The sequence below is a fragment of the Streptomyces sp. NPDC005494 genome (assembly GCF_042872025.1).
Lineage (GTDB): Bacteria > Actinomycetota > Actinomycetes > Streptomycetales > Streptomycetaceae > Streptomyces.
Window position 1 is genome coordinate 348,891 of record NZ_JBIAJR010000004.1, and the last position, 13,924, is coordinate 362,814.

General features: G+C 73.1%; 9 protein-coding genes. 4 read left to right on the plus strand and 5 right to left on the minus strand.

Annotated features, from left to right (window positions below):
- Window positions 1-242: 242 nt before the first annotated feature.
- A complete protein-coding gene (locus ACFYQ6_RS15320) occupies window positions 243-1,814 on the minus strand; it encodes a polysaccharide lyase family 1 protein (protein ID WP_388763260.1) in 1,572 nt (523 codons plus the stop codon).
- Window positions 1,815-2,710: 896 nt separating this feature from the next.
- Here ACFYQ6_RS15320 and ACFYQ6_RS15325 point away from each other — a divergent pair.
- Window positions 2,711-3,781, plus strand: a complete 1,071-nt coding sequence (locus ACFYQ6_RS15325) for a glycoside hydrolase family 43 protein (protein ID WP_388763261.1) — start codon at window positions 2,711-2,713, stop codon at window positions 3,779-3,781.
- Window positions 3,782-3,867: 86 nt separating this feature from the next.
- On the opposite strand, the gene helR is transcribed toward ACFYQ6_RS15325, so the two are convergent.
- The 3 genes from helR to ACFYQ6_RS15340 form a co-directional block, all read right to left on the minus strand.
- Window positions 3,868-6,039, minus strand: coding sequence for an RNA polymerase recycling motor ATPase HelR (gene helR, locus ACFYQ6_RS15330; RefSeq protein WP_361576027.1), 2,172 nt, complete (start codon window positions 6,037-6,039; stop codon window positions 3,868-3,870).
- Window positions 6,040-6,254: 215 nt separating this feature from the next.
- On the minus strand, window positions 6,255-7,502 hold the full coding sequence (locus ACFYQ6_RS15335; protein ID WP_388763263.1) for a glycosyltransferase: 1,248 nt from the start codon (window positions 7,500-7,502) through the stop codon (window positions 6,255-6,257).
- A 212-nt stretch (window positions 7,503-7,714) separates the two neighbouring features.
- Window positions 7,715-8,452 carry an SDR family oxidoreductase gene (locus ACFYQ6_RS15340; RefSeq protein ID WP_388763265.1) on the minus strand — a complete coding sequence of 246 codons (738 nt, stop codon included), beginning with the start codon at window positions 8,450-8,452 and terminating at the stop codon, window positions 7,715-7,717.
- A gap of 286 nt (window positions 8,453-8,738) precedes the next feature.
- On the opposite strand from ACFYQ6_RS15340, the gene ACFYQ6_RS15345 reads away from it, so the two are divergent.
- The 3 genes from ACFYQ6_RS15345 to ACFYQ6_RS15355 all read left to right on the plus strand — a co-directional run bounded on the left by ACFYQ6_RS15345 (window position 8,739) and on the right by ACFYQ6_RS15355 (window position 12,967).
- Window positions 8,739-10,169: a hypothetical protein gene (locus ACFYQ6_RS15345; protein WP_388763267.1), complete on the plus strand. Its 1,431-nt coding sequence runs from the start codon at window positions 8,739-8,741 to the stop codon at window positions 10,167-10,169.
- Window positions 10,170-10,301: 132 nt separating this feature from the next.
- Window positions 10,302-11,642 (plus strand): MoxR family ATPase, encoded by a 1,341-nt coding sequence (locus ACFYQ6_RS15350; RefSeq protein ID WP_361576015.1) that lies wholly within the window; start codon window positions 10,302-10,304, stop codon window positions 11,640-11,642.
- Window positions 11,639-12,967 carry a VWA-like domain-containing protein gene (locus tag ACFYQ6_RS15355; RefSeq protein ID WP_388763269.1) on the plus strand — a complete coding sequence of 443 codons (1,329 nt, stop codon included), beginning with the start codon at window positions 11,639-11,641 and terminating at the stop codon, window positions 12,965-12,967. Before ACFYQ6_RS15350 ends, ACFYQ6_RS15355 begins: the two co-directional genes overlap by 4 nt.
- A 28-nt stretch (window positions 12,968-12,995) precedes the next feature.
- Here ACFYQ6_RS15355 and ACFYQ6_RS15360 read toward each other — a convergent pair whose 3' ends face one another.
- Complete coding sequence (locus tag ACFYQ6_RS15360; protein WP_361576009.1) at window positions 12,996-13,562, minus strand: GNAT family protein; 567 nt, start codon at window positions 13,560-13,562, stop codon at window positions 12,996-12,998.
- Between the last annotated feature and the right edge of the window lie 362 nt (window positions 13,563-13,924).

Sequence of the window (13,924 nt, forward strand, 5' to 3'; positions counted from 1 at the left end):
GTCGCTGTCCGGTCCCGCCCCACCCCGCCTCGCCCCGCAGACACCGGAGACGCCGGGAACACAGCGGACGCCGCAGCCGAGGACGCCGCAGACGCTGCCACAGCGGATGCCGAAGACGGAAACGGAAACGAAGACGGAGGCCGTCGCGTCCGACAGCCTCCGTCCCCTGTGCATGTCCCGGCCGGGGTGGGACCCCGGACTCAGGGCCACCCCGTGGCAGGGCGTACGGCCGGGCCGCGCCGTCAGCCGGCGTACGTCTCGAATTCGGCGACCTTCGGGGTCCCCGTCGAGCTGGTGATCTCGAACGTGACCTTCTTCAGCGAGGTCTTGGCGAAGGAGATGGCGCCCGCCCCGCTGCCCGAGGTCAGGACCGCACCGGTGTCACCGTTGAGGACCCGCCAGGATCCGATGCTGCCGGCCGAGCCGGAGGCCTCCCGGATGTTGATCTTCGAGACGGCGGTGGCGGTGCCCCACTTGATCGAGATGGAGCCGGTCGAGCCCGCCGGGGACCAGAAGGTGCTCAGACTGCCGTCACGGACGTTGCCGTAGCTCGAACCGTCGGCCTTGCTGGAGCCGTCGGCGCCGGCGCCGAGGCTGAGGTTGGTGCCGCTCGGCTGCGTCGGGTCCGGGGTCGGCGTGGTCGGGTCCGGCGTCGGGGTCGTGGGAGTGGGCGTGGGCGTGGTCGGCGTGGGGCTTGGCGTCTGCGGCGTGCAGCTGCCGTCCGACACCTTCAGGCCCTTGTTGGCGCCCGCCGTCTGGCCCACGATCGAGGGCACGCAGCTCGCGGCGTCGAGGGTGAAGGCGTACGGAATGCTGACGGTGGTGTTGGACGTCGGGTTGGGCCCCGCGGGGTTGTTCTCGGTGCCGCGCGCGGACCACGTCACGTTGTCGAACGTGTTGCCGCTGACCTGCCAGTATCCGGCGGCGTCCGTGTAGAACGTGCCCAGGACGTCCTTGGAGTCCTTGAAGTAGTTGTTGTCCACCTTGGCACGGGCTCCGGCACGGGAGTTGATGCCGGACTCGTTGAGCTTCACGTAGTAGTTGTTGTACATGTGGGCGATGCCGCCCCGCAGCAGGGGCGCCCGGCTGTCGATGTTCTCGTACAGGTTGTGGTGGTAGGTGATGTAGCCGTTGGACAGCTCGGTCTCGCTGGAGCCCACCAGGCCACCGCGCCCGGAGTTGCGCAGGGTGCTGTAGGAGAGGGTGACGTACTGCGTGTTGTCCTTCATGTCGAAGAGGCCGTCGTAGCCCTCCGACTCACCGCCCGACGCCTCGAGGGTGGTGTGGTCGACCCAGACGTTGCGGACGTCGCTCTCCATGCCGATGGCGTCACCGCCGTTGGAGGTGGGCGAGCCCGACTTCTTGACGTTCTTGACCGTCACGTTCTGGATGATGATGTTGCTCGACTGGCGGATGTGGATGCCGAGTTGGTCGAACACGGCTCCACTGCCGACGCCCACGATGGTGACGTTGCTGATCTGCTTGAGCTCGATCACACCCGCGGCGGTGTTGCAGCTGTCGCCCGACACCTTGGCGGTGTTGGCGTGGTTGATCGTCCCCTCGACCTCGATGATGATCGGGGTGCTGCTGCTGGCCCGGGTGCACAGGGCCGTGTGGATCGCGGTGCCGGTGGTGGCCCGCACGGTCTGCCCGCCCGCACCCCCCGTGGTGCCGCCGTTCTGCGTCGCGTAACCGGTGGCGCTGCCGGTGACCGCCGCCGATGCCTCGGGCATCGTCAGGACCACACCGGTGGCTCCCGCCACGGCCATCGTGGCCATGGCCGCGAGAAGTCGCCGTGCGACTGGTCGTCTCATGTTCGTGTCCCCATTCGTCATTCGTCTTCGCATGCTGGGAGGTGCCGCTGAATGCGATCGGGGCGGCGCGTACGCCGCGGCCCGGACGTGCGAGTCCGTCGGCATCGGCCGCGCGATGGGGTGTGCCATGCGGTGCGCGGTGAGTCGACGTCCTGGGTGAAGCCCTGATCCGGGCCGGTGGCGGCTCATGCGCGCCCGTCACGGGAGCCGCCGCGACGGACGCTTCCACCGGCACCGGATCAGGAGGGGAAAGCGCTTTCTGTCGGCGACAATAGAGCGACCCCCGGCGAGCTGACAAGGTTCATGACACGTAAGAAATGACGGCCCGCCGTGCCCCCCAGGGCGAGGCCGACGCCACCGGAGCGCTCGGATTCCGGCCCAGAAGCACGCACAACCACCCCCGCAAACAGGGCAGTTGACGCAAGCGGGCGGGTGGTCCACGCGCACTGAGCCCGCGCCGGAGATCCGCACGGCCGCCGCCGGGGCGAAGAGCTCGGCCATGCGGCGCCTCCATGTCCACGCGCCGTCCCGCGCCCGTCGCACACCGCCGCACCGCCGGGCAGTGACACCTCCCGCCAGAGCTGCCTACCCGCCGGCAGAGGCGACCCAGGAGCCGCTTCCCGCCATGCAGGACGAGCGCGAAAATGGGCCGCCCCGCGCGAGCGCTTCCTGGGCGGCCGAGAGCGGCACGCCCGCGCCGTCGACCCCGGCGCTGGTGCCGTACGGAGCGAAGGCGGCGCGCCGGGCGCCGACCCCGGACGGCCGGGCACCGCTGTACGCCGCACAGCAGGCGGGGGCCGGCCGGGACCCAGTCCATTGACATGTTCAGGCCCAGTCAGGATGCTGTGAGAGCGCTCTTTTCATCGATGTACAACCGGCCCTCATGGAGCGGGATGATGAAGCTTTCTCGTTGCCTTTCCGGTATCGCCGCGTTTGCCCTGTCCGCGATCCTCGCCGCGACGGTCTCCCTCACCTCCGCCGATCCCGCCCTCGCGGAGCAGACGGGTCTCCGCGCCGCGGATCCCAGCGTGCTCCGCGTCGGCGGCACCTACATCTCGGTGCAGTCGACCGGGGGCGGTATCGCCGTACGGCAGGCCACCTCCACGGCCGGGCTGGCCTCGGCCCCCGCCCGGCAGGTGTGGTCGGACGCCCGCGGTCTCGGGGAGGTCTGGGCCCCCGAGATCGTGCGGGACGGCGGCCGCTACTACGTCTACTTCGCGGCCGGCCGGGGAGCCGCCCACCGGATGTACGTCATCAGCTCCGCCGCTCCCGACAGCGGGTACACCGCCGAGACGAAGCTCGCCCTCCCGGACGACAAGTGGGCCATCGACGGCACCCTGTTCACCTTCGGCGGGCAGCGCTGGTTCGTGTGGTCCGGCTGGGCGGGCGACACGAACGTCGAGCAGAACCTCTACATCGCCCGCATGACCAGCCCGACGACACCCACCGGCGCCCGGTACGTCATCTCCCAGCCCCGGGAGAGCTGGGAGAGGGTGGTGGGCAACCCCTTCATCAACGAGGCTCCCGAGGCGATCAAGGACCCGAACGGGCAGCTGCACATCGTGTACTCCGCCAACGGCAGCTGGAGCGACCAGTACTGCCTGGCCGACCTCCGGCTGCGTGCGGGCGGCGATCCGACGTACGTGTGGGACTGGTACAAGTCGAACGGCTGCCTGTTCGGCTCCCACCGCGCGACGATGATGTCCGGCTGGGACCCGACGCTGTACGTCAACGGCCCCGGCCACCACAGCTTCGTCCTGCTCGACGGCGGCATCGGCACGAGCCCGCCGGCCGGCCCCCGCTTCCCGCTGATGTTCCACGCGGTCCCGAAGGGGACGCCGTACACATGGGAGAACCGGTACTGGTACACCGGCACCTTCGCCTGGTGGGGCGGCACCGCCTACAGCCGCGCGAACGTCCCCGGGCCGAACACGGACACCGGCTGGAGCCTCAAGTTCTTCGAGTGAGCCGGGAGGTCAGCGCCTCGGTGGCCCGCCCGTGACCCAGGGGCGGGAGGCGCGTGCCTCACAGGCTCCCGGCTCCAGCCCGTGACTCAGGAGCTCGTGAGGATCACGAGCTCCTGAGTCGCGCGGGTCATCGCGACATAACGGTCGACCGCCCCTTCCACGCCCTCACCGAAACCCTCCGGGTCGACGAGCACGACCAGGTCGAACTCGAGCCCCTTCGACAGCTCCGGGGTGAGCGAACGGACACGAAGCGTCTCCCGGAACCCGGGAGCGCCGATGACACAGGCGGTTCCCTCCGCGTGGCCGGCGAGCCAGCCGTCGAGGACGGCGCGCAGCTCCGACGCCGAGCCGTGGGTGACGGGGACGCCGGTGCTGCGGACGGAGGACGGCACGTTGGCGTCCGGCAGTACGGCCCTGATGACCGGCTCGGCCTCCGTCATGATCTCGTGCGGCGTACGGTAGTTGATGCCGAGGGAGGCCAGGGTGATCCGGTCCAGGCCGACCCGCTCCAGCCTTTCCTTCCAGGACTCGGTGAACCCACGCCTCGCCTGGGCGCGGTCCCCGACGACGGTGAAGCTCCGGGACGGGCAGCGGATCAGCAGCATCTGCCATTCCGCGTCGGTCAGTTCCTGCGCCTCGTCCACGACGACGTGCGCGAACGGGCCTGCGAGCAGGTCCGGTTCGAGCTCGCCGGCACCGTCCGTGTCGACCAGGGCGTCCTTCAGGTCCTGGCCGTGCAGCATCGCCACCGCGCCCTCGCTGTCCGCATCGGCGTCGCGGAGGGTGTCGACGGCGAGGAGGGAGTCGATGACATCGGCCATCCGCGCGCGCTCGGCGGCCGCGGCGGCGCTGTGCCGGTGCTTGCGCCGCGACGCCTCGGGGTCCCCGAGCCGCTGCCGCGCCGCGTCCAGGAACGGCAGGTCGGACACGGTCCAGGCGCGGGCGTCTGCCCGCTGAAGCCGTGCCACGTCGTCGCGCCCGAGCCACGGGGCGCACATGCGCAGGTAGGCGGGGACCGTCCACAGGTCTCCGACGAGATCGGCGGCGTCGAGCAGCGGCCACGCACGGTCGAGGACCGCGAAGAGGTCCCTGTTCCGGCGCAGTGACGTGCGGAGGGCCTCCTCGGGGGCGTCGCCGTCGTGCTTGTCCACGAGGATCGTGAGCAGTTCCTCCCAGATCTGGTCGCGGGCCTCGTTGTGCGCGGCGCCCGGATCGGCCGCGTCGAACGCGGCGGCCCAGTCGGCGGCGCTCAGCCAGATGTCGGACCAGTGGGTCTCGACCCTCAGCCCCTTGTCGGGCGGCGTCTCGTAGAACCTCACGGCCGCCTCGACAGCCTTCACCAGATCGGCGGACGACTTGAGGCGTGCCACGTCCGGGTCGGGCTCGGTCCCGGCCCCGGCCCCCTCGGCCACGAGGTCGCGCAGGGTGCAGGTCTGCACACCCTCCTCCCCGAGGCTGGGGAGGACGTCGGCGACGTAACCCAGGTAGGGCTGGTGGGGGCCGACGAACAGCACGCCGCCCCTGCGGTGGCCGAGGTGCGGGTCGGAGTGCAGGAGATAGGCCGAGCGGTGCAGGGCGACGACCGTCTTGCCCGTGCCCGGACCGCCGTCGACGACGAGAGCGCCCTTGGACCCCGCGCGGATGACGGCGTCCTGGTCGGCCTGGATGGTGCCGAGCACGTCGCGCATGCGGGAGGACCGGTTGCTGCCCAGGCTGGCGATGAACGCGGACTGGTCGTCCAGCGCGGCGTGCCCGGCGAAACCCTCCGGGGTGAACACCTCGTCCCAGTAGTCGCTGATCCGGCCGCTGTTCCAGCGGTACCTGCGCCGGCTGGCCAGGCCCATCGGGTTGGCGTGGGTGGCCCCGAAGAACGGCTCGGCCGCCGGGGAGCGCCAGTCGATCAGCAGCCGGCGGCCGGTGCTGTCCGTGAGGCCGAGACGGCCGACGTACAGGGGCTCGGAGCCGTCCGCGCCTGCCATGTGCCCGAGGCAGAGGTCGAGGCCGAACCGGCGGAGCGTGCGCAGGCGGCTGGTCAGGCGGTGGATCTCCACGTCCCGTTCCATGGCCTCCCGGCCCACACCGCCGGGCGCTCTTCGCGCGGCGTCGAGGCGGTCGGAAAGGTCGGCGACCGACTCCTTCAGGCACTCGGCGACAGCCGCGAAGTGCTCCTCGTCACGGGCGATGAGCGTCGCGTCGGCCTTGGAGGAGAGACGGTCGGGAAGGTCGAACGCACTGGTGGTCAGGGGGTGGGTGTTCACAGCATCAGCTCCGATGAGGGCCGGCCACGCTCGTGGCGTGGAGGCCTCGCGTGGGTGACCGGCGTGGGAGGGGGTGCGGGCGGGCGGGTGGTTCAGACGGACGGGAGGTGCGGGCGGCCGTGCGGCACGGCGCCGGTCACGGACTCACGGAGGTGACTCAAGGAGGTGATGTCCGGACGGCCGTGCGGCACGGCACGGGTTGCCCGTGGAAGGGGTCAGGCGGAGGCAGGCGGCCGTTCCCCGCCGATCACCCGCGTCAGCAGATGCGCGGCCACGCTCGTCCCGTCGGTGCGGATCGTCCGCGCCACGTCGGCGGCCCGGACGCGGGTCTCCGGGGTGAGGACCGCACGGAGCGCATCGGAGAGGGAGTCCAGGGTGGGAGCCGGGCCGTCGTGGGCCACGCCGATGCCCTGCGCGGCCACCCGTTGCGCCCAGTACGGCTGGTCCGCGATCTGCGGCACCACCACCTGGGGCGCGCCGGCCCGCGCGGCTGTCGTCGTCGTACCCGCCCCGCCGTGGTGCACGACGGCCGACACCCGGCGGAACAGCGCCTTCTGGTCGATCTCACCGACGACGAGGCAGTCCTCCTGCCCGTCGACGAGGGCGAGGTCCGCCCAGCCGCGCGAGAGCAGGACGCGGCGGCCCTGCGCGCGTACGGCCCCGACCGTCACCCGGGCCAGTTCCTCCGGGTCCCGCATGGGCATGCTGCCGAAGCCCACGTAGACGGGCGGGGTCCCGGCGTCGAGGAACCTCTCCACGTCGTCGGGGAGCGGGAGTTCTCCGGCCCGGAACCAGGCGCCCGTCTGCGCCACTTCGAAGCCCTGGGACTCGGTCCACGGGGCCAGCACCGGGTCCGCGGCCAGCCACGGACGGCCGGTGAAGACGTGGCCGCGCACGTCGGTCACCGGGGGCAGGCCGACCGAGGCCCTGTGGGTGTTGATCCCCTCGCCGAACAGCGCGTTCATGTTCTCGGCGTCCAGGTCCCACAGGTCCAGGTTGCCGGTCACCTCCGGCGGGAACGGCCGTCCCGCGTACGCGAACGGCGGGTGGTGCGGGGACGGCAGGTAGGTCGGGAAGTAGGCCACCCACACATAGGGGATGCCCAGCTTCTCGGCCGCCGCCCGCGCACCCGCCCCGGCCGGGATCAGCCCGGTGGCCAGGACCGCGTCACACCCGTCGGCCACGGCGGCGACCGACTCGTACGCCGATGCGGTCAGCGCCGCCGCCCGCTGAGGCAGGCCCGCGGGCGCCAGGGGCTTCGTCCCCGTCACCTCCCCTTCCACCATCGGGCGCAACGGGGCGCCGAGCGGCGCGAACGGGAGGCCGGCACCCTCCAGCAGTTCCGAGAAGTCCGGCGGTGCGCAGACCCGCACCTCCCATCCGAGGCCCCGCAGACACAGCGCGAGTCCCACCATCGGTTCGATGTCTCCGCGTGACCCGTACGCCACCAGCAGCACACGCAATTCGTGACCCTCGATTTCCCTCGGTTCCGGGTTCGGCCGCCGATTCTGCGCCACTGAGGGGGCCTTGCCGCAAGGCCCCCTGTGCGCTATACCTTGAGCATGGAAAGGAGTGGGTCTTCCTCCTTCCAATCTCCGCGCCCCTCGACCGGGCCCTCTCCCGTCCCCTCACGCTCCGAAGCGTCGTGTGCGCCGCCGCCGTTCCCGAAGCCCTGTCAGGCGTTCTCGAGCCAGTCGGTGTAGTGGGTGGTGGCGATGCGGGCGCCGCCACCGGCGGTGAGCACGCTACCGGGGACGGCCGCGAACATACCCGCGGTGTCGTCGGTCGTCACCGTTCGCCCGTCACCCCTGAAGGTGAGGGTGAGCCGCCCGAGTTCGTCCAGGGGATAGACGTCCGGGCCCGCGATGTCGAGGATGCCGCCGAGCGGGGGCCCCGCCGCTACGTCGGCGACGGCGGCGGCGACGTCCGCCGCGGCGACGGGCTGGATCGGTGTGCGGGGCAGGCGGACCGTGTCGGTGTCGGCCGTCCAGGACAGGACGGCGTCCATGAACTCCATGAACTGGGTCGCGCGGACGATGGAGTAGGGCACCGCGCCCTGTTCGAGAATGTTCTCCTGGAGCGTCTTGGCCCGGTAGTAGTCGAGGTCGGGCACCTGGTCGACGCCGACGATGGACAGGATGACGAAGTGCCCGGTCCCCGCCCGTTCGGCGGCGGCGAGGAGGTTCTCCATCGAGGTACGGAAGAACGCCGGGGAGTCGTCGTCGAAGGTCGGGGAGTTGGTCAGGTTGACGAGCACGTCGGCACCCGACAGCGCCGCGTCCAGTCCTTGGCCGCTGAGGACGTCGACCCCGGTGGAGAGCGAGTGCGGCACCGCTTCGTGCCCGGCCTCGTTCAGGTCCTGGACCACCCGCGAGCCGATCAGCCCGGTACCTCCCACAACTGCGAACTTCATCTCGCGCCCTGCCCTTCCTCGCCGGTCACCGGACCTGTCGTCCGCCGTGGGCCCCATGCCAGCCTGTGGGGGCCGGTGTGTCCGGCAGGGACACGCGTGGGCGCCCCGGACGGCCGAAAGGCGCTCACGCGTCGCGGCGGCCGTGCCCGGAGCGGGCGACGGGAAGCAGCGAGGACCACCCGGGAAAAAGATGTGGACCTTCCCGCGGCTCCGGGCTACGCTCCCGCTCGATGACTACTCGATGTGTTCACGGATTGGGGGTCCCTACCGCGCAAGGTGAGTGCTGATGCTCACCGGAACCGCGTTCGGGGATTCCCGCCTTTCCTTCTGGCTGCGCGTGCGTGACGTCGCCGTGCCGCCCTCCATGATCGAGACCGCGACGGCCCGGCGTACCGCCGGCGACTGGGCGGGCGCGTGCGCCGCCGCCGGAGTCGACGTCGACCTCGATCTGCGCACCGTGACCCGGGTGCACGGCAGCGGCACGGCCGCCCGTATCCGGGCCGACCTGCGCCGTCTGGCGCCGGATCTGCTGCGGTGGCACATGCCCAGAACCGCACCCGGCGGTTTCCTGAGACCGGGTACGGCCCTCACCCTCGCCCGGTACGACGAGCCCGGACGGGCCGGCCCGGTGCACCTCGTGGTGCGCACGGCCCCCGCGTGGGCGGACGCCGGTCAGCGGATCAGTCTCGCGGTCCGGGACGGCCACGACCCGGCCGGCCTGGACGGGGGGCCAGCCGGCCGTTACCGGACACCGGACCGGCGCTTCCGTCTGGACCTGCACCGGCACCTGTGGGACGCGAGCCGCAGCGCCGAACTGCGCAGCCGCTCCGGGGCCGACGGTCCACCGGGCGACCACGGCTCCCCCGCGCCCGCACCGCCGTGGGCCTGGCCGGTGCCCGGTCCCGAGCGGTTCGCGCTCGACCGGTGGGCCGACGAGGCGGCACTGCTGCTGGCCGCCGAGGGACGTCCCGGAGGGGGCCGGGTCTCCGTACGCGTCGGAGCCCGGCGCCGCGTGCTGCTGGACGTACGCGTCTCCCCCGGCGCCTCAGGGGCGGGCGGTGGAACGGCCGAGGTGAGGTCGGCCGAGGTCGTCCTCGCGAGCGCCCGGACAGGGCTGCCGGTCCTGCCGGACGCCGCCACCTGGGTGCTGCCCGACCTCGCGCTGCTGCGCAGCGGCAGCATCGGGGCGGACCGGCTGCATCCGCTGGTCGCGGCGGCACTGGCTCCGGGAGGGCAACCGCCCGCCGGCTCCGGGGTGGACGCGGACGGCCTCGCGCCACCGCGTGTCGTGGACTGCCGGGGCGCCCGTCACCGGATCGCTCTGGTCGACGGGGAGCTGGTCGCGCTGGACCACGGACCGGCCGAGATCCGGCGCGAGGAGCTGCTGGCCGCGCTGACCGGCACGCCGCTCCCCTGTCTCCAGGCCATCGACGCGGCGCACCGCCGGCCGGACGGGCTCACCGACATCCGTGACCGGCTGGAACACGGGGACACGGCGGGCGCGTTGGCGCGGATCGAGGACCTGGTCGGCACCGGGGCGCGTCTGAGGGAGGGCGACCTGCGCGACATGCTGCGGGACGCCGCCCAGCAGCGTGTGGCCTACGGCCTGTTCAGGGCCGGGCTGGCCGATCCGCGACCGAAGGAGGGTCCGCGTGAGCGGGCCCGCTTCCGCGCCGGCGTCCACCGTTCGCGCCCCCGGCAGGCGTTCTACCACTGACCGCACCGGGCGACGGCTCCGCGGGGCCGCCGCCCGGCCCGCACCTGTGACACACAACGTGACGTACACCCCTCTCGCGTGCCCGTACCTCCGGGCCGCGGTCTCCTTCGACGACCCCTCAGGTGATGCCTCATGACCACGTACACCCCGCTGCCCGTTGCCACGCCGCCGATCGGATCCGCGCCCGGCACCCCGCCTGCGGCTGTCCCGCAGGGCCCCTCGGCCGACACGGCCGGGGATCGGCCGCACTCCCCGTCCGGACCGGCCTCCCGGCTGGAGGTGTCCGGGGCGCTGCTGGCCCTGTTGCGCGACACGGCCACCGCTCCACGCCAGGACCCCCAACTGGAGGCGCTGACCCTCGCGGTGGCGGCCGACCTGCCCGTGCTGCTGTGGGGTGAGCCCGGCATCGGGAAGACCGCCGCCCTCACCCAGCTCGCCACCACGCTGGATCTGCCGCTGACGACGGTGATCGCCAGCGTGCACGAGCCCTCGGACTTCTCCGGTCTGCCCGTCATCGGGGACGATCCCGCGACCGACGGCGTCCCCATGGCCCCGCCGGACTGGGCGGTACGGCTGGTGCGGGCGGGGCGCGGCCTGCTCTTCCTCGACGAACTGTCCACCGCCCCGCCCGCGGTGCAGGCGGCGCTGCTGCGGCTGGTGCTGGAGCGCCGGGTCGGCGCGCTGCGTCTGCCGCCGGGCGTACGGATCGTGGCCGCCGCCAATCCGCGGTCCTCTGCGGCCGACGGCTGGGAGCTGAGCCCGCCGCTCGCCAACCGGTTCGTCCATCTCCAGTGGGCGCACGACCCCGATGTCGTGGTGCGGGGCCTGGGCGGAGTCTGGCCCCGGGCCGTGCTGCCGACGCTCGACGCCGAGAGGCTGCCCGAGGCCGTCGCCTTCGCCCGCCGCGCCGTGTGCGGACTGCTGGGCGCGCGGCCCGCTCTCGTGCATCAGCTGCCCTCCACCGAAGCCCGGCGCGGCGGGGCGTGGCCGTCGCCGCGCAGCTGGGACATGGCTCTGTGCCTGACGGCCTTCGCCACCGCCGCAGGCGCCTCCCGCGACGTCCTGTCCATGCTGGTCAGGGGGACGGTGGGGGACGGCCCCGGCCTGGAGTTCCTGTCCTACCTGGACCGGATGGACCTGCCGGATCCGGAGGACCTGCTGGCCGACCCGGAGAACGCGGAACTCCCCGAACGCGGGGACCTGCGCCAGGCGGCGCTGGACGCGGTGGTCGCGGCGGTGCGCGCCCGCCCGGAGCGGGAGCGGTGGGACGCCGCGTGGGCGCTGCTGGCACGGGCGGCGAACACCGGTGCTCCGGACCTGCTGGTCGTTCCCGCGCAGACGCTCGCGTCCCTGCGCCGTGACGACTGGGAGGTGCCGGATTCGATCGAGGGACTCGCGGGAGCGGTGTCGGTGTCCCGGCGCGCCGACCTGGCGAAGGCCCGCGCCTTCACGATGACCGGGGCGGGCCGATGAGCGCGGCATCCCCCGGCCCGTCCGCCGCACCCCGGCCCCCGCTCCCCCGCGCCCCCGGGCCGGCCCGCTCCACGCGGCCCCCTCATGACTCTCCCGAGGGCACCCTGGACACCGCGAAGCTCTTCGCTGCCCGGCTGCAGGCGGCCCGCGTGCGGCCGTACCTGGCGACGGCCCTGTTCGCCCTGCAGCCGGTGGAGTCCCGGCAGGTGCCGACGATGGCCGTCGATGCGTACTGGCGGTGCTACGTCTCCCCCGGCTTCGTGGACCGCACCTCTGTGGAGAGGCTGGCCGGGGTGTGGGTGCACGAGGTGTCGCACTTGCTGCGGGACCACCACGGGCGCAGCGACCGGTACGCGCGCCGGCACGAACTGAGCGGCGCGGCGGAGCGGTTGCGGATGAACATCGCGGCGGACTGCGAGATCAACGACGACATCTTCGGCGACGGCCTGGTGGCTCCCGAGGGCGCTGTCCGTCCTGCGTCCCTCGGGCTCCAGGACGGCGAGCTGATGGAGGACTACCTCCGCCAGTTCCGGCTCGGCCCGCACACCGCTCACCTCGCGTGGCTGGAGTGCGGCAGCGGCGCGGACGGGCTGCGGCGGGCGTGGGACCTCGGGCCGGACGGCGCGCACGGACTGAGCGCGCAGGAGCGGGACGCGGTGCGTTTCAGGGTGGCGCAGGGCATCGTCGGCCACCCTGGGAACGCGCCCCGGGGGTGGCGGCGCTGGGCGGAGGGGGCCTTCCACCCACCGCAGCCGTGGCGGGAGTTGCTGGGATCGGCGGTCCGGGCGGCGGCGTCCGCGCCCGGTGCGGGCGAGGACTACGTGTACGGCAGGCCCGCGCGGCGTTCCGCGGTGGTTCCCGGCGCCGTCCTGCCGAGCCTGCGGCGCAGGCCGACCCGGGTCGTCGTCGTGATCGACACCTCGGGCTCGGTCAGCGACGCCGAACTGGGCAGCGCGCTCCTGGAGGTGGCGGCGATCTCCCGGGCCCTGGGCGGGCGCCGGGACCTGGTGGGCGTGCTGCCGTGCGACGCCGCGGCGGGCCGCGTCCGTCCCCTGTGCGGCGGGGCCGAGGGGGTCGAGCTGCTCGGCGGGGGCGGGACGGACCTGCGCGCGGGGTTCGCCCGTGCTCTGGAGACCCGCCCCCGCCCGGACGTCGTGGTCCTCCTGACCGACGGCCAGACTCCGTGGCCGTCACAGCGCCCGCAGTGCCGGACGGTGGTGGGCCTGTTCGGCCGGCTCCACGGGCGTTCGTCCTACGACGAGTCCGACCCCGAGTACGTCCCGGACGGGCCGCCGCCCTGGGCACGGGTGGTGACCATCGGCTAGGTGTCCGTCCGGGTGAGCACCCGGGGGGTCAGCGCAGCGACGGGCGCGGGTGGGCGGCCCAGTGCTCGTCGGCGGTCATGCCGAACAGCACGACGTCGTGGTGGGCGCCGGCGAAGTACTCGTGCCGGCGGAGCCGCCCCTCCTCGACGAAGCCGAGCTTTCGGTACAGGGCGAGGGAGGCTTCGTTGAAGGCGTAGACCTCCACCTCGCACTTGTTGCAGCGCTGTTCGGCGAACATGTAGGTGAGGACGAGTGCGGTCGCCTCGGCCGCGTACCCCATGCGGCGGTGCGCACGGCTGATCTCGATGCCCGTCCTGAACCGGCCCGCGCGGCTGTCGGTCTCGCCGACCGTCACGGCCCCCGCGAACGTCCCGCCGGCCAGCTCCTCGATCACCAGCCGGAAGGCGTCGCCACCCGGAGGGCGCCCGGCCCGCTCGGCGGTCCAGGCGCGGAAACTCTCGGCGGAGCGCGGAGGTTCGACGAGGTCGGCGTTGCGGGCGTCGTGCGTGTCCCGGGCCAGGTCGCGAAAGCCTTCCCAGTCCTCGGGCTCGACGCCTCGCAGACGTATCCGCTCCCCGGTCCACATGTCACCCATGGCCGCACCCGCCTCCGTCTCGGTCGCAGGCGCCGGCGGACCGCGCGCTCCACGCCCGGCACACCGCTACGCCGCGCGTCCGCCTGCGGATCACTGCACAGCGCCGGTCCCGGCGCGACAGGCCCCGGTCCCGTCGGGCACGGTACCCGGTGACCGGGGGGTCCCGCCCGGCACGAGGGCGGGAGATGCTGCCCGCCGCCGGTCCCACGGCCGAGTGCCGGGATTCCCGTACGTACCCGGGCGCCGTCCCGCCGGGGGACGAGTGAGCCGAAGGCGCCGGCGATGCACGCGAACGCACGTCGCGATCAGGGGAGTTGGCCGGTTCTCTCCGGTGGCGGGCCGGCGTGCGTGACAGCCTTGCG